We start from the raw sequence: 21,377 nt of genomic DNA, 5'->3' as shown, positions 1-21,377 counted from the left end.
TCGCCGCATGGATGTCCTCGGGATGGCTACATAGCCGGGTAGTCGCTGACGAACACGGGCCGGTCGACATTGGTCTCGCCGACCGGGCCGCCCACGCCGTTGACGACGTGGTCGATCGCGCCGATGCCCCGGAGGCTGACGGTCAGGACGTGGTGCAGCCTGACGCCGCGCGTCTTCGGCACCTCGAAGCCGTTCGCGGTGTGGACGGCGGCGTTCACCCGGCTGCCGACGTACACCCCCGCTCCGAAGAGCCTGTGGGTTCTGACGCGGTCGCCGACCTTGTAGCCGGCCCAGCCCTTGGTCCGGCCGCTCATCCAGTCGGCCTGGGACGGCACGTCGCCGGGCAGTTCGCTCTGGTACATGACCGTGGTGCCGCCCTGGCCGTTCCACAGCGTGTTGTGCCGCTGGAAGTGCTCGACGGACAGGCCGGTCGCGGTGACGTCGTCGCCGTTGACGACGACGCCGTAGCGGCCGACGGTGGTCGTCCAGCCCTGGTCGTCGGCGCGCCACACGCGGGTGTTGTCGAGGATCACGTGGTCGCTGTCGATCCGCAGGGCGGTGTCGACCTTGCCGGGGTGCGGGCCGCCGACGCGGAGGTACACGTCGGACAGGGTCGTCGGGTTGGCCGCCGAGCCGCGGGAGAAGCCGCCGCCCACCTGGAGCAGGACGCCGGAGCGCCGCGGCCCCGCGTCGACGGTCACCCCGGCCACGACGACACCGGGCACGTCGTCGACGGCCAGCGGGGTCGAGCCGTTGACGGCGGTGAGCGTGGCGTGCCCGAGGCCGAGGACCACCGTGTTCGGCCGCCGGACCGCGATGGTCCGCGCGACGTCGTACACACCGGGGGTGAGCAGCAGGTGCTTGCCCCGGGCCAGCTGGAAGTTGATGACCTGCACCGAATCGGACGGCTTGGCGACGTAGAAGTCGCGGATCGGGATCGTGCGGCCGGGCGCCTGGCCGGTGGCCCAGGTGACGCCCCGGGAACCCCGCCGCGCGGACGGCACCCGGACGTTGTAGGCGCCCTTGGCGTCCACGAACAGATAGGGCTTCTCCCGGCTGGCCGGGGTCTTCTCCAGAGTGGTGTACGGCGGGTTCGGGAACGCCGACTCGGCGGGAGCGCCCACGACGCCCGAGAACACCTGGTTCCACACGCCGTTCGACCATCCGGCGATCTCGCTGTCGCGGGTGAACCACTGCTGCTGCGACCCGTTGACGACGTTCGGCAGCTTGGAGTCGGCGATGAAGCCGCCACCGGCGTACTGCGGCCCGGCGGAGCAGTAGTCCATGAGCGAGAACCCGCCGTCGACGTTGACGCGGCGCAGGGACGCCGCCTGGGCGACGGCCCAGAAGTTCGTGTTCGCCCGGCAGCCCTCGTCCGGCCCGCCGGTCACCTTGATCGACAGGTTCGACAGGGTGCGCCAGTGGTTGGAGGTGGCGACGCATCCGTAGGCCGTGCAGCGGTTGAGCACCTCGACCTTGCCGTTGATGACGACGTCGCCCGGGGAGGCGCCGAGCCCGGCGACCTCGGTGTAGTAGCCGAGCTTGAACTGGAGCGGCTGCTCGGCGGTGCCGTACGTGCCCGGCTTGAAGAGGAACGCGCGCCGTCCGGTGACCCCCTCGCCCGTGTCCTGGGCGGTGAACGCCGTGTCGAGGGCGGACTGGATGGTGGCGACCGGCGTACCCGGGTCGAAGACGGTGACGTTCGGGCCGAAGCCGGCGGCACCGGCGGTGGGCGGCGCCGCGAGGGCGGGCGCCCCGGTCGTCATGACCGCGGTGGCCATGACCAGGCCTAATGTGAACGCACGACCGAGGTGGGCCGCCATGGGGTGGTCCTTCCAACACAGGTAAGTGATCACTGTCGTTCCGGGCTCGGGCAGCGTAATACAGGAGCACCCGCCCGCGATGCCCATCTTGATCACGAATTGGGCGCCTTGACCTGATCGCCTAGCGTGGGCCGATGAACATCAGCCGGGAGATCCTGGACGAGGTCGCGGCCGACGCCCACCGCGCGATTCTGGAGTTCGACGACGCCCGATCCTGGTTCGACGAGGCCCGCCACCATCCGATGGATCCGCTGGCCGCCGAGGTGTGGGTCTTCGACCCCGCCTTCGGGCACGTCCTGCTGGTCGACCACCCCTGGCGTGGCTGGGTGCCGCCCGGGGGCAGGGTCGAGCCGGGCGAGGCGCCCCGCGCGGCTGCGGTCCGCGAGTGCGCGGAGGAGACCGGGCTGCGGCTCGACGTACTGCCGGAACCGGCCGCCGTGACGGTCCGCTCCTACCGGTCCGACTGGGAACCGTCCCTGGGCCTGACCTATGTCGCCGTCGTCGGCCTGGACGCGGTGCTCGCCGGAGAACCGGGCCAGCCCGTGGCGTGGTTCAGCCTGGAATCCACGTGGAAGAGCGTCTTCCCCGAGGACCGCGAGCGGATCCGCGCGTACGCCCGGCGCCTCGGCCGACCGACAAATGGGGACATGATCCTGGGATGATGGCGGGGTGACCGGGCCTTCGGCGGAACGCTTCGAGGAACCGCCCGCGGCGATGAGAGCCGTGCTGGCGGCGGGCGGCGCCATGGGCGGGATGATCGCCGCCCACGACTGGGCGGGCTCGCCGATCGGCCCGATGGCGGAGTGGCCGCAGTCGCTGCGCAGCGCGGTGGGCCTCTGCCTGGTGTCGCGGTTCCCGTGCTTCGTCTTCTGGGGGCCTGAGCTGATCCAGCTCACCAACGACGCCTTCATCCCCGTCCTGGGCTCCAAGCACCCGGCCGCTCTGGGGCGGCCCGCGCGTGAGGTCTGGTCGGAGACGTGGGACCTGGTCGGCCCGATGCTCGCGGGCGTCGTGGCCGACCGCGAGTCGGCGTTCTTCGAAGACCTGCCGGTCCTGCTGGAGCGGGGCAGGTTCGCCGAGGAGTGCTACTTCACCTTCTGCTACAGCCCGATCATCACCGAGACGGGCGAGGTCGGCGGCGTGTTCGCGACCGTCACCGAGACCACGGGCGAGGTGGTGGGCGCGCGCCGGACCGCCGTCCAGGCCGAGCTGAGCGAGCGCACCCGCACCGCCGGATCGGCGGCCGAGGCGTGCGAGCGGGCCGCTCAGGTGTTCGCCCGCCATCCGGTCGACGTCCCGTTCGCGCTGCTCTACCTCCTCGACGGCGACCAGGCGGTCTTGGCCGCGGCGGCAGGTCTGACCTCGGACGACGGCTTCTCCTGGCCCCTGGACGAAGCCCGCGACGGCCCGGTCGAGGTCGACTGCCCGCCCGACCCGAGGCTCGGCCGGATGGCCCGCGATCAGTTCCCGCCGCCGTCCCAGGCGGTGATCCTGCCGATCACGGCGGCCGAGCGGCCCGCGGGTTTCCTGGTCGCCGGGATCGACCCGGGGCGCCCGCTCGACGCCGACTACCGCACCTTCCTCCAGCTGCTGACCGGCCAGATCGCGGCCGCCATCACCGACGCCTCGGCCCTGGACGCCGCCCGCCACCGGGCCGAGCGCCTGGCCGCGCTCGACCGCGCCAAGACCACCTTCTTCGCCAACGTCAGCCACGAACTGCGCACCCCGCTGACCCTGATGCTCGGCCCGCTGGAGGGCCTGCTGGCCGACCCGGACACGCCGGAGCGCGAGCAGGTCGAGATGATCCACCGCAACGCGCTGCGGCTGCTCCGCCACGTCAACACCCTGCTCGACGTCACCAGCGGCGACCACGCCGACCAGCTCAGGTTCGAGCCCGTCGACCTGGCCGCCTACACCGCCGAACTGGGCGCGCTGTTCGGCCCCGCCCTGGAGCACGGCGGGGTGGCGCTGGTGCTCGACTGCCGTCCACTGCCCGAACCGGTCTGGGTCGACCGGCAGGCCTGGGACAAGATCGTCCTCAATCTGCTGTCGAACGCCTTCAAGTTCACGCTCAGCGGCCGGATCACCCTCACCGTGGACGTCCACGACGGCCACGCCCGCCTGCGCGTCACCGACACCGGCGTGGGCATCCCCGCCGAGGAGCTCCCCCTCATCTTCGACCGCTTCCACCGCGTGGAGGACGGCGCCTCCCGCAGTGTCGAAGGCAGCGGCATCGGCCTCTCCCTGGTCAGAGACCTGCTCCACCGCCACGAGGGCACCATCGAGGTGACCAGCGAGCCGGGCCTGGGCAGCACCTTCACCGCCCTGCTCCCCTTCCGCACCCCCGCGTCGTCGCCCGCGCCGATCGCCCCCGCCCACGACGAACCCGGGGCCGCCGCCTACGTCACCGAGGCCTTCGGCTGGGTCGACGGCGCCGTTCCGCCCGACGACTCAGCCGACCCGATCGAGGTGCTGGTCGTCGACGACAACGCCGACATGCGCGCACTCCTGGTCAGGGCCCTGTCCCCGCACTGGCGGGTCCGCGCCGTCGGCGACGGCCAGGCGGCTTTGGAGACCGCGCTGCGCCGCCCGCCCGAGCTGATCCTGACCGACGTGATGATGCCGAGGCTCGACGGCTTCGGCCTGCTCAAAGCCCTCAGACAACACCCGGCCACCAGTGACGTCCCCGTGGTCATGGTGTCGGCCCGCGCCGGCACCGAAGCCATCATCGAGGGGCTGGACGAAGGCGCCGACGACTACCTCGTCAAACCCTTCACCACGGCCGAGCTCCTGGCCCGCGTACGGACGCAGCTGACCACCGCCCGCCAGCGCCGCGCCGCCGCCACCCGCATCAGGCTGCTCGGCGACATCACCCACCAGCTCAACACCGGCCTCGAACCGGTCGCCATCGCCGCCACCCTGGCCCGCCACCTGACCCCCGCCTACGGCGAGGCGATCAGCGTCTGGCTGCACGAGAAGACCCCCGGCTCCACCCGCCGCTTCCTGCACCGCACGGGAGCGACCCACCCCGGCGACCGCCTCACCCTGCCGCTGAACCACGGCGGCGAGCAGATCGGCGCCGTGGAGCTGAGCGGCCTGACCTCCGCCGCCCGCGCGCAGCTGGAACGCCCCTTCCTCACCGAGGTCGTCGACCGGGCCGCAGCGGCCCTGGGCAACGCCACCCGCTTCGAGCACGAGCACGACACCGCGCTCAACCTCCAGACCGCGATGCTGACCGACCTCCCCGACGTGCCCGGCCTGACCATGGCCGCCCTCTACCAGCCCGCCGCCGCCAAGGACCTGGTCGGAGGCGACTGGTACGACGCCTTCCTCATCCCGTCGGCCGACCTTTCGCTGGCGGTGACGATCGGCGACATCACCGGCCACGACATCCACGCGGCGGCACTGATGGGCCAGCTCCGCAACATGCTCCGCCAGGCCGTCCTCGACCATCCCGGCCAGGGCCCGGCGGCGGCCGTGACCGCGCTCGAATACGCCTGCGACAACCTGCCGATCACCGCCTCGGGCACGCTCGTCCAGGGCCAGCTCGACCGCGACCCGTCCGGATCATGGACCTTCACCTGGACGAACGCCGGCCACCCCCGCCCCCTGCTGCTCCACCCGGACGGCACGGTCGACCAGCTCCTCGAATACGGCCTGCTGATCTTCCCCAAACTCCACCCGAACCCCCGCACCGACCACCGGCGCCCCCTGCCACCGGGCTCGACGCTGCTGCTCTACAGCGACGGCCTCATCGACCGTCCCGGCAGCGACGTGGACCACGACATCGCCCTCGCCATGCGCCTCCTGGCCGACCACCAGGATCGCCCTCTGGACGAGTTGCTGCACACCCTCGCGACCCGCATCCCCGGCCCGCACCCGACCGACGACATCGCCCTGCTCGCGGTCCGCATCCCCTGACCGAACCCGGCTCAGCCCTCGCGGACCGACGCTCTCGGCAGAGATGAGCGGCGAGCCGAGTAGCCGAAGCGCGGGGACGATCTCACCTTGGGAGCCGCACGCAATCGTCCTTGCCGTAGTCGTTGATTAACGACAATTAGGGCACGGCCACCTCGGGTAAGCACGGCAATCTGCCGCACAGCTAACTCCCCATACCCAGATGTTTATATTTTTGAGAACCCGATCCTCACTGCACGACGTTTTCGATCTCTTCTATTGTTCTCCCATGAAATCCCACCCCGAGCAGACGATCTGGCACGAGTTGCTGAAAAATTCTCGACGCGCCAGTCTGCCCACCGGAACACTTCTCCTCAAACAAGATGAGCCCGGCGACCGCGTGGTCATGATTCTCGAAGGCCAAGTAAAGGTATATCGGGAAGGAGAAAGGAAGATCCTGGCGTTTCGTGGACCTCGCGAGATCCTGGGAAGGACCGCCGTACTGTACGGCCGACCTCGTTTCGCCAACGTTGTGACGCTCGAACCGTGCAAGGTGGCATTCGTCCCAGCGAGCGTATATAGGCAGCTGACCGCCGCCAACTCCCTCCGAGAACAGGTATCTCAACACGCCCACGAACGATTCATGGAATCGACGGTCACGCCAGAGGGCGAAAAGCTCGAAGAGAAGCTCGCGTTCATCCTGGCCCACCACATCGAATGCAGTCCGCAGGGGGTTGGGTCGAGCACCCAGGTCGTCTTGCACGTGACCCGGTCCGAACTGGCCGACCATCTCAAAGTCGGGCGTAACTCGGTGTCCGAATCCCTCCGGGCCCTGGAGCAGCATGGCATCGTCGTAAGCCGAAAAAAGATCATCATCACCGACCTTCCAGCACTTCGCCGGAGAGCCGGAAAGCCGGAAATCTGACACAAAGGAGCCGTTATGCGCCGAACATCAGGGAGCTCACCGCAAAAGAGAGCACAGATTCCCGGCTATCGAGGCATCGTCGTTGTGGACGCGGAAAATTACACCGACCGGCCTTCCACCGAGCAGGAGATCATCTCGGCGGCCATTCCAGAAATCCTCGAATCATCATTCGATAGGGCAGGGCTTTCAGCCGTCTGGCAGAGCCGCAAGTTTCCCCACGAGCGAGGGGATGGATACGTTTTCGGATTCGCTCCGGATGAGATGCCATCCGTTATTCATCCATGGCTCGGAGTGCTCGAAGACGTACTCTTCGAGCTCGCAACACCGCCGGCGCCGATACGATTTCGGGTGAGTCTGCACATCGGCCCGATTCCTGTCGAAGGCCTCGCGTACGACGGAAATGGTACCCCCAGAAACGACGTCCACCGCCTAGTCAACGCCGACCAACTCAGGGCCGTCCTCGATAGGGCGAGCCCGCATGTGACCAGGGTGGTATCCATCCTCTCCAGTCGTTGCTATGAGGATGCGGTTCTCAGCGGCCGAACACTGCACCCCGACCACTTCGTCGAAGTGTCGGCAACGGTTCGGGGCAAGCAGTTCAAACAGCAAGCGTGGATCTACGTTCCGACTCCGTCCGGCAGTCTCTTCGACCCCCTCTTGAGCCGATCACCGACTCCAGATGTCGAGTCACCCGGCCGCACGCCTCCGTACCCCCAAGCCCGCTCGGCGACGAATTGGGTCTCCGGAGGCAACCTGAACACCGGTGTCATCCACGGTGACCAGACCAGCAGCCACTACGCCTGATCGCGTTCTCCGCGATATGTGACCCACACCACAGGCGCTGTGCACTGCCAGTGCAGAAGGCTTTTCAGCTTCGTCGAACACTCAAGGCGACAGAGAGACCAGGGCCGTCAAACGGCCCTGGTTCGTCCCGAAGCCGAGGAGGTTCGTCGTGCACAGGTTCTCAAGGTTCACGCAACAGGTGGTGCGCGTTGCCCTGATGCTCACCCCCCACTGTGGGGGTGACCATGTTTGAAGGCGAGCCCCAGCCGCCCGTTCTGTCCGTCATCTTCGGTCACCAGGTGAACACCGGCCAGATCGGCGGCGACCAAACCGTCTTCGGGTCCCCGTCTGGCCGTATTGGTGGTGGAAGTTCCGGCTGCGAACTGCCCGCCGCCTCTCTCCTCGAGGCGGCGGAAGGTTTCATCACGCCCAGTTGGATGACCCGTGCGAGAAAACGCAGCAGCGATGGCATCGTGCTTTTGGCCGGCGGCGCCGGAACCGGCCGCTGGACTGCCGCGCTGAACCTGCTCTCCGGCCTGTACGGCTCAGCAGGTGTCATTCGCCATCTGCGCGATGACCTCGACTTCGGCGCCTGGGGCCCGGCCAAGGGCGAGGCCTATGGATACGTGGTCGAGGGCAGTCTCGGTGGCCTGGTCGAAAATCATGCCGCCCTCACCGCCCTTCGCTCGCGCCTGCTGAAAGCAGGGGCGGTGATGGTGGTCATCCTGCCCGACGAGCCGGAGATGGCGGCTCGGCTGGACACCTTCTCCGGACTGTCACCGATCCGATGTACTCCACCCGACGCCGAACGAGTCTTCCACGCAAAACTTGCCCTGGCCGTACCCGATCAGCAGCAACGGCTGCGGCTCCTCGCTGAGCTTCCCGGAGACCTGCTGCCAGACCTCCTGCCGCTCGGCGCCTCCCCTTCGGACGCGCTGGACGTGGTGGAGGCGGTGGTCAAAGCGGGATCGGCGACCGACATCAGGGCCGGGCTATGGGCCGTCGCCGACAGCGAGATCGCCGAGCGACTCATGTGCTGGCTACGTGATCCGAAAACCTGCGGGTTGCTCATCTCGGCCGCGGTGTTCGAGGGCTCCAGGCTCGGAACGATCATGGATCAGGCCGATCGGCTGGCTTCGACGATCGCCGGCTCCTTTGCCGGCGAAGATGCTCTCGCCCGCCATGAACAAAGCTCTGTCCGGCTCCTGCGCCCGCTCGGCATTCGCTCCGATCTGGTCCAGCGTCCCGGTCGGCAGCCCGAGTACCGCGTCTTCTTTTCCCGTACTCAATGGCCGGAAGCAATCCTGCGGCATGTGTGGCGTGGTCCGCTGGCCGATGCGGTGGCCCTATGGCTTCGGGGAACAGTGGACGACGACCTCGTCGAGCAAGCGGCGCGGGCGCTGGCACTATCGGCATCCTGCAAGGGTGGCAGCGGACGGTTGAGTCGTGTTCGCGCCTGTGCGATGTCGGGCGGCGTGACTGAACGTGCGCTGGCCGCGAGCGCCCTACGCGTGCTGCTCAAAGACGAACATTCGTGGCGGGAAATCGCAGGCCAATTGGGTGGTTGGGCGCAGAGCCCGGACTGGCGTCTGCGCTGCGTCGTCGCCATCACCGCCGGCTTTAACGCCGACACGACTCCTCCAGGGGTGGCGTTGCCCATGCTGCGCCGACTCGTGCGAGCCGCGGAAAACGAGCCGCACCCCGCCGTCGATCGAGCCGTTGATCACGCACTGCTCGCTCTGTTCCTCCACAGCGATCGTCACGTCCTGCTCCACTCCTTGCTCGATTGGACCGAGTACGGGGGCGCGGAGGCCGCGTGGGCGACCCGGATCTTTCCGAAACTTCTCCGGTGCGATCTGTCCTGGTTCGCCACGACCACCTCGGACGAGGACACATTCCGACTAGTCATCCTGCTGTTCAAACGCACCCTGCGAGCACGCGGGCCTGCCGGTCCTCTCTACGACGCGGTGTTGACGTGGCAACGCGTCGCGTCGTGGAACGCAGATCACGCCTCAACGGTCGATGCAATCTTGCAGGCCCTCTCCACCGATCCGCATCCCCATGTCCGGCGTTTCCTGAACGCGGTCAACCGCACTCCTGAGGAGGACTCATGACATCACCATCGCGAAGCGCGCTTTCCCTCGCGCTCGATGAGCGCATCGCCTCAGCGGAACATCCGGGCATCTGGATCCACTCTGCCGCCGGACGGATCCATCTCTCGCCTGGGGAGGCCCAAGAGGCTGTGCGCCGGAACATCGAGTTGCGCGATGCCGTCTGGCGAGAGGCCATCTTCGCGGCCCAGCAGGAAGAGCATGGAGATCTCGCCCTGTTGTTCGCGCTCTGGCTGGCCCAACCGTGGATCAGCCGGGTCGTCGCCTTCATCGGCTCCAGAATCCGCGCCGATCCCGAGGACGTGGAAGCCGAGATGACCACCGCGCTCCTGGAGGAGCTGCCGAACACGAATCCCGACCTGCCCGGGGCCGGCGATCGGCTCCTCCAATGGACGGCCCGGAAGGCTTGGGCGTCGGCCCGCGCAGGTGTTCGGGAGATCCCCGTTCCCGACACCTCGGCCTATCCGGAGCAGGTGCACTTCGACGCGGCCTGGGAACTGAGCATCAGTCCTCCGCCGCGCACGGACGGTCTGTCCGCCCCGATCCGATTCACCGGCACGTCCAGACAAGCAGAGGGTGAACGGCTCGGGATGCTCGCCCACCACTTCGGGCTGGCCGACATCGTTTACCGGGCACGACGGCCTACCGAGGGTGACCCCATCGGGAACGTGTTCCTGCGCAAGGTAGGAGCCGCCAAGTGATCACGCGCCCGATGACATTCACGGAGATCTTCGACCTACCGCTGGCGGTCGACCTGCCCACGGCCGCCCGCGCCCTGGGGATCTGCCGTGGCACTGCCTACCGGTTGATCCACTCCGGGGCATTCCCCTGCGTGGTGATCCGGGTCGGCCGCCACTACCGCGTCCCGACTGCGTGTCTGATAACCGCACTCGGCATCGACCAGATCCCGGTCGATGCCGATGACCTCAAAACCGGCGCCGAATACGCGGCCCGAGAAGTGGAGGAAACTCCTTGAGCATCCTGGTAGCCACAACCCTCGCGGAACCGCCGGAACCGAAGGTGTGGACATGCTTCGCCATCGGCCCGATCGGCGATCATCTGGCACCCGACGACAGCCCCGAACGAGGCATCTACGAACGTGCACTCGAGGTGTACGAGCAGGTCATCCTCGCCGCCTGTCGCAGGTTCGCGATAGTGACTGTACGAGCGGACGAACTCCCCGGCTCGGGTGAGATCAACGAACAGGTCTGCCGCCAGATCGTCGATGCCGACATCGTGATCGCCGATCTGGATGGGGGCAACCCCAATGTGATGTACGAGCTGGGCATACGCCATGCCATCGGCAAGCCCACCGTGCAACTCGGCGAGCACGGCAGACTGCCGTTCGACATCTCGATCATCAGAACCATCCAGTTCACCCGCTCACCGAACGGGCTGATCAAGGCTCGGAGAGCGCTCGAAAGCGCCATTCAGGCAGGCATGGACAGCGGCTTCGAGCTGCTGACCCCGGCACGGATCATCCGGAGACTACCCAGCCAGCCGATGCCGACTGATCTCGTGCTCGCCGAAGAAGAAGAATTGCCGGGATTCCTGGACGGAGTCTTCCAAATAGAGACCGAGATGGAAGCGATGGCCGTCGACCTCGGGGAGATTACGGTCGCGCTCCACAGTTTCATGGAAGTAACCAACGCCGCCAGATCTGAATTCGAGCGACTAACTCAGGAGAAGGCCCCCAACGCGATTCGCCTGGCCGCGATCGTGCGGTACTCGAAAGCGCTCTCCAGCCCAGCGGGAGAAATGGAGGCCGCGAGCATCCGCCTGGCTGAACGCATGCAGACAACCGACGAGAACGTGCGAGGCATCCTGGCATTCATCGCCGGTCGGCCACGAGAAAACCGGCCGGACATGACCGATTCCTTCCTCCACACGCTGATCGACCTGGATCAGGTATCGTCAGAAAGCATCGGACAGTTCGCTACTTTCGGAACTGTCGCCGAAGAGATGCGAAGAATGAGCAAACACTTGCGCATGCCCATCAGAAAGATCATCGTCGCTGTCGAAAAGATGTCCTTTGTCGGCGAGCGGATCAGTTGCTGGGCCGAGTCCGCTCGCGACCTGATCTGACTCCGCGGCGAACGTGGTTCGGCGGCCCGCCCTCCCAGCAGAAAGAACCCTCCGTGAACGCGTCAGGGCCACAGACGGGTGCGATGCCACGCGTCGCCCGACCGCGAGTACAGCAGGCGGGTGTGGCGGCGCTGGTGATCCGCCTGCCAGAACTCCACACCGTGGGCGGTGAGGTCGTAGAGGGTCCAGGCGGGGGCCACCAGATCGGGATCGGCGGTGACCCGGGCCAGGGCCTGATCGAAGGCGGCGTCCAGATCGGCCGGGTCGTCCAGTCGCTGGGACTGACGGCCGATCATGGCCTCGGCACGCGAGGCCGGCGGCCGGGCGAGGAAATCGGCGGCGCTCGCCTCGGGACCGGCCTGGGTCACCTCGCCGGTGACCCGGATCTGCCTGCCGAGCCGCGGCCAGTAGAAGGTCAGGGCGGCGTTGGGGTTGGCGGCCAGGTCGCGGCCCTTCACGCTGGCCGAGCCGGACGCGAAGTACCAGTGGCCGTCCGCCGTCACGTCCTTGCAGATCAGCACGCGTGCCGACGGACGCCCGGCGGCGTCCGCCGTCGACAGGGTCATGGCGTGGGGGCCGGGCGCGCCTGCGTCGATGGCGTCGTGGAGCCAGCGTACGAACAGGGAGAAAGGCTCGTCCGGCGCCAGGTCGAGCGTGGGAAGGTCAGCCTGGAAGACCGGAAGGGATCGCAGCAGGTCGCGCAGGTTCTCGCTCATCCCACTCCGGCTCCTCCCCCGCCCACTCCAGCACCACGAAGGGGATCTCGCTCGACGGGTGGTGGCTGCGCCGCTTGGTGATCCGGTAGGGCTCTCCCGTCGGCACGTGCACGACGCCGATGTCCTGGCCGACACGGGTGAGCATCCCGTGACGCGGGCCGCCGATGCAGAGGGCGTTCGGCGCGTTCGTCATACCGGGGCAACCTCCGAGCGACGGGGAATCCCGACGAGACTACTCACCGGTTCGGGCCGCCCTCACGCCGGGGTCCGGTCTGGAACGCGAGGCTTGAGTACCGGCCTACTCAAGCCCCCGGCAGGGGCCCCGCCGCACGATGAGCGCATGAAACGCCTGCTCCTGCTCGGGGCGGCCGCCCTCTCGGCCGCCGTCGTCACCGTTCCCGCCTCGCCCGCACAGGCCGCCACCTGCGCCAACGCCGATTTCGTCATCCGGCCCCTGTCGGCCTTCCCCGACACGCCCCGGGGTCGCTCCGACTTCATGAGGCAGCGGAGCACCATCGAGCGTTCGGTCCTGTGCCTGGTCAACGCCGAACGCACGGCCCGCGGACTGCGGATCGTCACCGGCGGCACCGCGCTCGGGAACCCCCTCCCGCTCCGCGTCGCCGCGGCCCGGCACGCGGCGGACGCGGTCCGGATCAAGTGGTGGGGAACCGTGGCCGAGGTCGGCGACTGTGTCCCGCGCAGGGACAAGCCGTCCGAGTGCGACTATCACGTCAACCCGGTGACCAGGACCGATCCCCGGGCGAGAGCGCAGGCCGTCGGCTACTGCAAGAGCACCGCCATCGCGGCCCTCGCCGAGAACACCTACTGGGGCGTCGGCCGGGAGGAGGTCACGCCGAGGGCCGCCGTCGCCGCGTGGATGGAGAGCGACGGGCACCGCGCCAACATCCTGGGCACCGCCTTCACCTCGTCGTACACCCAGGTCGCCTACGGAAGCCCGAACCCCGTCAGCTCGGGCGACCCGGCCGTCGCTTACGTGCAGATGTTCGGCAGGTGCGCCTAGGAGAGACCCCGTCCGTTCTAGCCTTGGGCGGCCCGGCGGATGAGGTCGGCGACCGCGGCGGGCTGGGACAGGTAGACGGAGTGGCTGCCGGGCGTCTCCGCGACGGTGGCTCCGGCGCGCTGGGCCATGGCCTGCTGGGCGGGCGGCGGGATCATGCGGTCGTCGGCGGCCACCAGGTACCACGACGGCCTGACCCGCCAGGCGGGTTCGGTGACCGTGCCGCCGAGGGCGTCCACACCCCACGGGACCTGCGAGTCGGCCATGAACGCCGCCTCCTGCGCGGGCAGGTCCCCGGCGAACGACGCGGCGAACTTCTCCCGGTCGAGGAACAGGAAGCCGTTGACCGGGGGGAGGATCGGCGGCACCGGCGCGCCAGGGGGCGGGTCGGCGATGAGGGTGTTGACCGATTCACCCTTGTCCGGGGCGAACGCCGCGATGTAGGCCAGCGCCGCGACGTTGGGGTGGGTGCCGGCCTCGCTGATGACGACGCCGCCGTAGGAGTGGCCGACCAGGACGGCCGGGCCGTCGAGGGCGTCGAGGACCTGGTGGGTGGCTGCGACGTCGCCCGCCAGGGACAGGGTCGGGTTCTGGACGACCGCCACACGGTAGCCGTCGGCGACGAGCAGGTCGTAGACCGCCTGCCAGCCGGAGCCGTCGACGAAGCCGCCGTGGACGAGCACGATGTTTTTGATCATGTCCTCACGGTAGGAATCGGACGGCCGCGCTCGCGTACGTCAAATGGTGTATTCGCCCGGCCGGGCGTTCATGAGGCGGCTCAGCTCGCCGCGCGAGGTGATGCCGAGTTTGGGGAAGATGCGGGCCAGGTGCGTGCTGACCGTGCGGGGTGAGACGAACAGCCGCAGGCCGATGTCCCGGTTGGTGAAACCGTCGGCGACGAGCTGCGCGATCTGGAGTTCCTGGGCGGTGAGCCGGTCGCGGGCGTCGTTCCTGCGGCGGATGCGCTCGCCGCTGGCGCGCAGTTCGCGCAGCGCCCGCTCCGCCCAGGGCACCGCGCCGAGGGCGTCGAAGGACTCGGCCGCCGCCCGCAACGGGGCCCTCGCCTCGGCGGCCCGGCGCTGCCGCCGCAGCCACACGCCCCAGGCGTGGCGCAGCCGGGCCCGTTCGAACGGCCAGCCGACCAGATCATCGCGCAGCGCCCGGGCGAACAGCTCTTCCGCGCTCTCGTCGGGCGCGGTGACGGCCCTGATGTAGGCGAGCGCCACGTAGCCGACGGGTGAGCCGCTCTGTTCGACGAGTGGTTCCAGCTCGGCCGCGACCGCGCGCAGTTCCGCCTGACGTCCGCTGAACAGCGCCGCCTCCGCCAGGTGGGGCAGCGCCCACAGGCGGATGTACTGGTGGTATCCGGCCTCGCTCGGGTCGAGGATCGGGCGCAGCGCGTCCCAGGCGGTGCCGAAGGCGCCGTCGGCCAGTTCGGCGGCGCCCCGCGCGAGCCGTACCAGCGACAGCATCGGGTGGGCGCCCGCCGACAGGAACCCCTGCTCCACCGTCGCGGCGAGATCGCGGGCCTCATCGGTCGCGCCGCGCAGCGCGTGGATCTCCGCCGCGGCGGCGTCCGCGGTGAGCACCCACTGCGGCTGCCTGGTCTCCTGGGCGAGTTGCCGGGCCTCGGCGGCGGCGACGGCGCCGAACCGGGTGTCGGCGAGCCGGGCCGCCGTGCTCGCCTGCCCGACGAGCGAATGCGCGAGTGACCCGAACGGTCCCCGCGCCCGCATCCCGGCGGTCGACTCGGCGTACAGCCGGGCGCTCAGAGGGAAGGCCCCGATCGCGGACGCCGCCGCGCCCAGCGTCGTCAGGTTGTTCGGGCTGACCCAGCTCGCCCTGCTCAGGGCGTCGAGCCGGCGGAGCGACCGCCGGCCGTGCTCGATGGGGGCGATCAACGCCTGCGCCGCGACGAGTTGCGGGTCGTCATCCGGTACGTCCAGGCGTTCGATCGCGGCGAGTACGGGGGCCCGGCTGCCGGGCGTGGGGTTGGAGAAGTACCACCGCATGCTGACCCCGGCCAGCCAGCGCAGCGCGAACGCCGAACCGTCGCGGACCCGCATCTCGTCGACGAGGTCGCCGAGGCCGGACAGCCGGTCGACGCCGGTCCACACGTAGTGCAGGGAGAGGGTGCGCAGGTAGGCGAGCCTCGACCGGTCGATCGGCGCGAGTGCGGTGTCCTCGGCGCGGCCGACGAGACGTTCCAGGACGGCGCGGTCACCGAGCTCGAAGGCCATGAGGGCCGCGTCCACCAGCCGTGCCCCGCGCGGCACCGGGTCGGCGGTGAGGACGGCGGCCCGCTCCTGCAGCTCCAGCGCCCGCCCCGAATCACCGTTGGTCTCGGCGCGCAGCGCGGCGGCGGCGAGTTCGGCCGCCATGTCGTCGTCGGTGGAGGAGGCGGCGGCGGCCAGGTGCCAGATCCGGTCGTCGTCATCGGGCAGGATGGCGGCGAGTGCGGCGTGCGCCCGGCGGACCAGGTCGGCCCCCGCCTCCTGGAGGATCGCCGACCTGATCAGCGGATGGCGGAACGTGATGCGCGCGGCGCCCCCGACGAGCAGCCCCGCCTGAACCGCCGGGACCGTCGCCGACGCCTGGATCTCCGTGTTCCCCAGCACCCCCGCCGCCCGCGTGTTCGCCTCGATCGCGTCGTCGTCGTTGACGGCGGCGACCAGCAGCAGGGTCCGAGTGTCGGCGGGCAGCGTGGTGAGCGACTGGGCGAACGCCCGCTCCAGCCGTTCCGTCAGCGGCAGCCTGCTCGACGCGAGCATCTCGGTGTCCTGCCGCAGGGCCATCTCGGCGAACTCCCTCAACGCGAGGGGGTTGCCCGCCGCTTCGGCCAGCACGCGGGTGCGCAGCGCCAGGCCCAGCTCGGGCGCGAACCGCGCGAGCAGTTCCGCGGCGGCCCGGCCGTCCAGCGGCGGCACGGTCAGCACGGGCAGGTCCGACGCGGCGAGTCTGGCCCGCCCTCGGGCGTCGTCCCGCAGGGTCACCAGCAGGGCGACGGCGTCCGAGCCCAGGCGGCGTCCGGCGAAGGCGAGCGCCTCCCAGCTGGGCTCGTCCAGCCACTGGGCGTCCTCGACGGCGAGCACAACCGGCGTCTCCCCCGCCAGCGCGGACAGCCGGTGCAGCACGGACACGGCGGCGCGCAACGGCCCGCCGTCCAGATCGTCCGGATCCAGACCGGCCTGGGCGAACAGCCTGCGGAGTCCTTCGTAGGGGACCTGGCCCTCGGCGGGCACGCCGGTCACGGTCAGCACGCGCGCACCCCTGGCCGCCGCCTCGCCGACGGCGGCACCGAGCAGCGCCGACTTGCCGACACCCGGCGCGCCGCTCAGCACCAGGGCGCCCCCGCCGCCTTCTTCCGCGCCGTCCAGCAGTTCCAGCAGGGCGCGCAGTTCCGCGTCTCGTCCCACCAACGCCTGCTTCACTCCTTCGAAGGCCTATCGGACCGTCGGCGCCTCGGCCGGGCAGGCGAGCAGGCGTTCCGCGCGGTGGGCGAACAGGTACGCCTCCCGTTCGGTGGACAGCGCCCGCGCCCGTTCGGCGGCCTCCCGGACGGCGGCGGGATCCGCGCCGCGCGCCCGCAGGAGCCGGGCGCGCAGCAGGAGCACCAGGCCTTCGGCATAGCGCTGGCCGTACGTGTCGAGGTAGGAATCCGCCCGGTCGAGGGCGGCAGCGGCCTCGTCCAGCCGGCCGGCGGCCAGCCACATCTCGCCGAGCAGCGCGGACCAGGTGGCCAGGCCCGAACGCGGCGGGTCGGCCAGGGCCACGGCGATGAGCCGATCCGCCTCCGTCGCGGCTTCGGCCGGGTTCTCGCCGGTCACGGCGCGTGCCCAGCAGCGGGCCAGCCGCTGGTAGCTGCCGAGCCAGACGAAGGAGAAGTCGGGGTCCAGGGCGATCCCGCGTTCCGCCGCGCGCAGCGCCCACACCGGGTCTCCGGCCAGGGCCGCGACCGTGACGGCGAAGGAGGCCCAGACCGTGATCACGTAGGGGTCGTCCCCGGCGTCGGCCTCCATGGCGTCCAGGAGCGCGCGTGCCGTGTCGACGTCACCGTGCAGGGCCGTCATCAGCGCGTGCATGACGGGCCAGAGCAGCCACAGGTCGCGCCGGAGCGGGTCGCGCTCGCTCTGGGCCATCTGTTCGAGGACGGCAGGGTCGGCCCGGGTCAGGTGGCGGAACGCCTCGCCGATGTTGCCGAGGTCCCACTGGTGGAAACCCCAGGCGTTCCAGCCGTAGACGCGCAGGGTCGGGTCGGCGGAGGCCTCGCCCTGGTCGAGCAGGCGGCGGGCCAGCCGGCCGGCACGGTCGAGCTCGATGCCCTGGGAGTAGGAGACCCAGAGGGACAGCAGGAAACCGGTGGCCTCGCGTTCCCTGCCGAGTTCGCGGGCCAGCTGCTCGGCCCGCTCCAGCGGTTCGCGGGCCAGCCCCACGTATCCGGATCGCCCGACGACCACGGTGAGTTGCGACAGCGCGGACAGCTCCAGTTCCGCCAGGCCCGCCGTCCGCGCCAAGTGTGCGGCCGACCGCAGGTGCCGCTCGGCGGCCTCGTACGCCGACTTGTTCGCCGCGTGGCGGCCCGCGCGCATCAACGCGTCCACGGTCCTGGCCGGTTCCACGAGTGGGCCGGCGGCCCGCAGGTGATGGGCGAGGCGTTCGGCCAGCGGCTCGTCGTCCTCGGCCGGGTGCTCCAGCGCGTCCGCGATGCGCAGGTGCAGCTGGGTGGCCCGCCACCGCGAGGTGATGTCGATGACCGACTCGCGGACCAGGTCGTGCGCGAAGCGGTTCGAGTAAGGGTCGTCGGGCATGGGGCCGAGCAGGCCGAGCGCCTCCAGCGGCTCCAGGCGGTCGAGGCAGGTCGGACCGTCGATGTCCGCCGCGCGGGCGAGCAGGGCGAGGTCGACGTCACGGCCGATGAGCGCGGCGATCTGGAGCAGGTCCGTCGCGTCGTCGTCGAGGACGGCGATCCGGTCCTGGACGACGTCCCGCACGGTGGTCGGCAACCCGACCCGCGCGAGGGCGTCCCCGTCGCCGAGGAGACGGGACAGTTCCCGTACGAAGAAGGGGTTGCCGGCGGTCCGCGCGTGGATGCCCTGAGCGGCGTCCGGGCCGGGCGTCCGGCCGGTCTCGCGGCGGACGAGCTCGGCCACCTCGGACGGGCCGAGCGGCCCCAGCCGGATCCGGCGGTGCCGGGGCACCCGGCTCGCCGCGGCGAGCATCCGGGCCAGCTCGGGGCCGGGTGTCGGCGCGCGGTCGCGGAGCGCCCCGATGACCACGGTGCCTCCCGGCAGCCGGGCCGCCAGGTGACCGAACAGATCCAGCGAGGCGGCGTCGGCCCACTGCAGGTCGTCGACGACGAGCACCACCGGCCGCCGCGCCGACACCCGGCCGACGAGCGCGACGGCCTGCTCGAAGAGGCGGAACTGGGCGCCGCCGTCCGGTAACACCGGCGTCTCCGGGACACCGCCGCGCGGTCCCGCCAGGCGGCCGAGCTCACCGGCGTGCCACTCCTCCCTCGCCGCGTCGGGCAGCCCGTCGAGGAACGCGCCGACCACCTGCACCCAGGGCCACATCGACGGCGTGCCGTCCCCCTCCAGGCAGCGTCCCCAGACGACCATGGCCCCGCGCCGCCGCCCTTCGGCGCAGGCCTCCTCGACCAGGCGGGTCTTGCCCACCCCGGGTTCACCCTCGACGATGGCGAGCCCCGTCTCCCCGGCGAGCGCCGACCCCACCCCCTGCCGCAGCACCGCGAGCTCGTCGGCCCGGCCGACCAGGCCGTCGGCCGGTGGCGGGCCGGGAGAGATCGTGCTGTCGGATCGGGGCACGGCCGGGCTCAGGATCCGCTGGTGCGCGGCGAGCAGCTCCGGGCCGGGATCGATGCCGAGCTCCTCGGCCAGCCGGACGCGCACCGCCCGGAGCACCTCCAGCGCCTCCGCCTGGCGGTCGGCGACGGTGAGGGCGGAGACGAGACCCGCCTGGACGGCCTCGTGCAACGGCCCGATCCCGGCGGCGAGCCGTAAGGGCTGGAGAACCCGCTCGGCCTGCCGCCGGGAGACCGCGAGCTCGGCCGCGGCCACGCAGGCGTCGAAGAACTCACCGTCCAGCGCGCTGAATATCGAGGTCACGGTCGCGTTCGCCAGCCCGCCACCGGCCGCGCCCTGCCAGAGCGGCAGCGCCTCCGCATAGCGGTCGAGCGCGTCGTCGAAGCGCTTCTCCACGAGGCATGCCTTGGCGGCCTCGACGAGTTCCCGGAAGGTGACGAGGTCCAGCATGCCGGGGGCGGCGGCGAACAGGTAACCGCTGCCGCGGCGCTGGAGGTACCGCCCCGGGCTGCGGGCCGGCAGCTCCGGTTCCAGCACCCGGCGGACCCCGCCGACGTACTTCTGCAGGATGTTGAGCGCCGAGGCCGGCGCGTCGGGGCCCCAGATCAGGTCGATCAGTTCGCTCGTGCCGATCGGCCGGCCCGCGCGGGCGAGGAGCAGGGCGAGCAGGTGGGTCTGCTGCCGGGGCCCGGTGTCCAGTTCGACGCCGTCGCGCCACACCCGCAACGGCCCGAGAATCTGCAGGCGCAGGTCACCTCCGGCACGGACCGAAGGCACTGAACTGTCCATGCCGGTTTCCACCCACATTGCCCGTCTACGCGCGGATCTCGGTGACTACTTTCGGGTTCGCATTCTCCGCCCGTCAAGTGTGAACACGGTCATCCGCGGTTGGTGCCCGCGGGAGAGGCCGCGCCGACCGGCGTGGACGTCGTCGGGCGGTCGCTGCGGCAGCGCTGCTTCTCCGAAGCGGTCATCGGGCCGGTGCGCTGGTACATGCGGTCGGACAGCTCGGTCGCCGGGTGGTCCAGAACGGTGTAAAGGCGCCACTCGTCGTGGGGCTCCGCCGGGGTGGGGCTGGAGACGAACCAGCCCTCCGTACGCCGCCGGCCCGCCTGGGTCTCGATCCACGACACCTCGGACGGCTGGACCACCTCGGTCACCTGGCGGGTGCCCGTGACCGTCCACGCCGGGCTGGTCCCGGTTCCGGCCGTGAACTGCTGGGCCATGTTGCTCGGCCTGTCCCCGGTGCCGGGCAGTTTCGCGGCGGCGGGCAGATCGCCGAAGGACTGCCCGCCCGCGGCGACGGGACGGGTGCGGTTCAGCGCGTTCCGGGTGCAGTTGATGTAGGTGTCCCCGGTGACCTCGGCGGGCTCGTAGTAGGCGAACGAGTAGTCGCGCTCCGGGAGGAAGACGCACCGGCCGAGGTCCCCGTTGCAGTGACTCACGGCGTCGGCCACCGACCGGCTGTCGTTGCCGCGGAAGGCCACCGAAGACGGCAGCGCCGTCTTGGGGATGGTCTTGTCGAGCGGCGGCGGCGTCTGGACCGCGCGTACATCGGCGATCATCGGGCCGCAGTTGCCGCCGACGTTCTCGGTCGCCGGCACCTTGGAGGTGAAGGTCAGCAGCGGCTCGTGCTCGGAGGCGGTGAAGCTGTAGGTCTGCCCGGTACGCCAGACGCCCTGACCGGCCACTCTCACCTTCTTGTCCGGGTCGGGGGCGGTGGTCCGGTCGCTGACCGCGCCTCCGGTCGCCTCGACCGTGTACCCCTGGCCGTCGGCGAGGGCCGCCGGAGTGCAGACGGCGGCGACCGACGGGCTGTCGTCGAAGGTGACGGTGACCTTGGCCCCGGCCCGTACCCCACGGAGCCGTTGTTTGAAGGCGTTCGCCGGGAGGGGCTGGCGGAGCAGGACGGCGGTCTTCCCGTCCGGGTGGCCGTTGTCGGCGGGCGCGACGCGGCCGACCCCGTTGTAGGTGCCGGCTCCGTTGGTCGACCCCACCGACCAGCCGGTCGGCGTGGTCACGTTCACGCTTCCCGCCTTGAAGGCGGGCAGGGCGAAGTCGCCGTTGATGACCGCGACCGGGCGGCTGCCCGGCGCCTCGGCGTGGGCGAGCTGGGCGGGTGCGAGCAGGCCGAGGCACAGCGCCGCGGTGACGCCGCTTTTCATGGTGTTCACGTATTTCTCCACGGAGAGGGTGG

Annotated in this window: 16 protein-coding genes; 9 read left to right on the top strand and 7 right to left on the bottom strand. The window is 70.3% G+C overall.

Annotated elements, in window-relative coordinates; genetic code table 11:
• Positions 1–26: 26 nt before the first annotated feature.
• Positions 27–1,823, bottom strand: coding sequence for an adenylyl cyclase (locus tag ACYQ78_RS17985; RefSeq protein WP_459801996.1), 1,797 nt, complete (start codon positions 1,821–1,823; stop codon positions 27–29).
• Between the two features lie 134 nt (positions 1,824–1,957).
• Between ACYQ78_RS17985 and ACYQ78_RS17980 the strand changes: the two genes are divergently transcribed.
• The 8 genes from ACYQ78_RS17980 to ACYQ78_RS17945 all read left to right on the top strand — a co-directional run bounded on the left by ACYQ78_RS17980 (position 1,958) and on the right by ACYQ78_RS17945 (position 11,624).
• Entirely contained in the window at positions 1,958–2,485 is a 528-nt protein-coding gene (locus ACYQ78_RS17980) for an NUDIX hydrolase (protein WP_459801995.1), read from the top strand.
• Positions 2,486–2,492: 7 nt separating this feature from the next.
• Positions 2,493–5,744, top strand: a complete 3,252-nt coding sequence (locus ACYQ78_RS17975) for a SpoIIE family protein phosphatase (protein ID WP_459801994.1) — start codon at positions 2,493–2,495, stop codon at positions 5,742–5,744.
• Between the two features lie 265 nt (positions 5,745–6,009).
• A complete protein-coding gene (locus ACYQ78_RS17970) occupies positions 6,010–6,645 on the top strand; it encodes a Crp/Fnr family transcriptional regulator (protein WP_459801993.1) in 636 nt (211 codons plus the stop codon).
• 15 nt (positions 6,646–6,660) lie between these two features.
• Entirely contained in the window at positions 6,661–7,449 is a 789-nt protein-coding gene (locus tag ACYQ78_RS17965) for a hypothetical protein (protein WP_459801992.1), read from the top strand.
• Between the two features lie 218 nt (positions 7,450–7,667).
• A complete protein-coding gene (locus tag ACYQ78_RS17960; protein ID WP_459801991.1) occupies positions 7,668–9,542 on the top strand; it encodes a hypothetical protein in 1,875 nt (624 codons plus the stop codon).
• A 128-nt stretch (positions 9,543–9,670) separates the two neighbouring features.
• Positions 9,671–10,240 carry a hypothetical protein gene (locus tag ACYQ78_RS17955; protein WP_459801990.1) on the top strand — a complete coding sequence of 190 codons (570 nt, stop codon included), beginning with the start codon at positions 9,671–9,673 and terminating at the stop codon, positions 10,238–10,240.
• On the top strand, positions 10,237–10,515 hold the full coding sequence (locus ACYQ78_RS17950; protein ID WP_459801989.1) for a helix-turn-helix domain-containing protein: 279 nt from the start codon (positions 10,237–10,239) through the stop codon (positions 10,513–10,515). The genes ACYQ78_RS17955 and ACYQ78_RS17950 overlap by 4 nt, the downstream gene beginning before the upstream one ends.
• Positions 10,512–11,624, top strand: a complete 1,113-nt coding sequence (locus ACYQ78_RS17945) for a hypothetical protein (RefSeq protein WP_459801988.1) — start codon at positions 10,512–10,514, stop codon at positions 11,622–11,624. The genes ACYQ78_RS17950 and ACYQ78_RS17945 overlap by 4 nt, the downstream gene beginning before the upstream one ends.
• A gap of 62 nt (positions 11,625–11,686) precedes the next feature.
• Here the strand turns inward: ACYQ78_RS17945 and ACYQ78_RS17940 are convergent, their stop codons facing one another.
• Together ACYQ78_RS17940 and ACYQ78_RS17935 are read right to left on the bottom strand one after the other, a co-directional pair.
• Positions 11,687–12,340: a pyridoxine/pyridoxamine 5'-phosphate oxidase gene (locus ACYQ78_RS17940; RefSeq protein ID WP_459801987.1), complete on the bottom strand. Its 654-nt coding sequence runs from the start codon at positions 12,338–12,340 to the stop codon at positions 11,687–11,689.
• The gene (locus tag ACYQ78_RS17935) at positions 12,288–12,533 is read right to left on the bottom strand and encodes a hypothetical protein (RefSeq protein WP_459801986.1); all 246 of its coding nucleotides are present in this window, start codon (positions 12,531–12,533) and stop codon (positions 12,288–12,290) included. Before ACYQ78_RS17935 ends, ACYQ78_RS17940 begins: the two co-directional genes overlap by 53 nt.
• A 147-nt stretch (positions 12,534–12,680) precedes the next feature.
• Between ACYQ78_RS17935 and ACYQ78_RS17930 the strand changes: the two genes are divergently transcribed.
• A complete protein-coding gene (locus ACYQ78_RS17930) occupies positions 12,681–13,361 on the top strand; it encodes a CAP domain-containing protein (RefSeq protein WP_459801985.1) in 681 nt (226 codons plus the stop codon).
• 17 nt (positions 13,362–13,378) lie between these two features.
• On the opposite strand, the gene ACYQ78_RS17925 is transcribed toward ACYQ78_RS17930, so the two are convergent.
• The 4 genes from ACYQ78_RS17925 to ACYQ78_RS17910 all read right to left on the bottom strand — a co-directional run bounded on the left by ACYQ78_RS17925 (position 13,379) and on the right by ACYQ78_RS17910 (position 21,354).
• Positions 13,379–14,056 carry an alpha/beta fold hydrolase gene (locus ACYQ78_RS17925; protein ID WP_459801984.1) on the bottom strand — a complete coding sequence of 226 codons (678 nt, stop codon included), beginning with the start codon at positions 14,054–14,056 and terminating at the stop codon, positions 13,379–13,381.
• 39 nt (positions 14,057–14,095) lie between these two features.
• Positions 14,096–16,774: a helix-turn-helix transcriptional regulator gene (locus ACYQ78_RS17920; RefSeq protein WP_459801983.1), complete on the bottom strand. Its 2,679-nt coding sequence runs from the start codon at positions 16,772–16,774 to the stop codon at positions 14,096–14,098.
• A 27-nt stretch (positions 16,775–16,801) separates the two neighbouring features.
• Complete coding sequence (locus tag ACYQ78_RS17915) at positions 16,802–19,969, bottom strand: ATP-binding protein (RefSeq protein WP_459801982.1); 3,168 nt, start codon at positions 19,967–19,969, stop codon at positions 16,802–16,804.
• A gap of 89 nt (positions 19,970–20,058) precedes the next feature.
• Positions 20,059–21,354, bottom strand: a complete 1,296-nt coding sequence (locus ACYQ78_RS17910) for a hypothetical protein (protein ID WP_459801981.1) — start codon at positions 21,352–21,354, stop codon at positions 20,059–20,061.
• Positions 21,355–21,377: the final 23 nt, after the last annotated feature.

Source organism: Herbidospora sp. RD11066 (genome assembly GCF_054661255.1).
The sequence above is the reverse complement of the archived record's forward strand: the minus strand, read 5'-3'. Positions and strand labels throughout refer to the sequence as shown.

Excerpts from the sequence above, each read along its gene's own strand:
- ACYQ78_RS17940 (WP_459801987.1), bottom strand. The coding sequence starts at position 12,340 with ATGAGCGAGAACCTGCGCGACCTGCTGCGATCCCTTCCGGTCTTCCAG.
- ACYQ78_RS17915 (WP_459801982.1), bottom strand. The coding sequence starts at position 19,969 with ATGGACAGTTCAGTGCCTTCGGTCCGTGCCGGAGGTGACCTGCGCCTG.
- ACYQ78_RS17930 (WP_459801985.1), top strand. The coding sequence starts at position 12,681 with ATGAAACGCCTGCTCCTGCTCGGGGCGGCCGCCCTCTCGGCCGCCGTC.
- ACYQ78_RS17985 (WP_459801996.1), bottom strand. The coding sequence starts at position 1,823 with ATGGCGGCCCACCTCGGTCGTGCGTTCACATTAGGCCTGGTCATGGCC.
- ACYQ78_RS17925 (WP_459801984.1), bottom strand. The coding sequence starts at position 14,056 with ATGATCAAAAACATCGTGCTCGTCCACGGCGGCTTCGTCGACGGCTCC.
- ACYQ78_RS17970 (WP_459801993.1), top strand. The coding sequence starts at position 6,010 with ATGAAATCCCACCCCGAGCAGACGATCTGGCACGAGTTGCTGAAAAAT.
- ACYQ78_RS17965 (WP_459801992.1), top strand. The coding sequence starts at position 6,661 with ATGCGCCGAACATCAGGGAGCTCACCGCAAAAGAGAGCACAGATTCCC.
- ACYQ78_RS17980 (WP_459801995.1), top strand. The coding sequence starts at position 1,958 with ATGAACATCAGCCGGGAGATCCTGGACGAGGTCGCGGCCGACGCCCAC.
- ACYQ78_RS17935 (WP_459801986.1), bottom strand. The coding sequence starts at position 12,533 with ATGACGAACGCGCCGAACGCCCTCTGCATCGGCGGCCCGCGTCACGGG.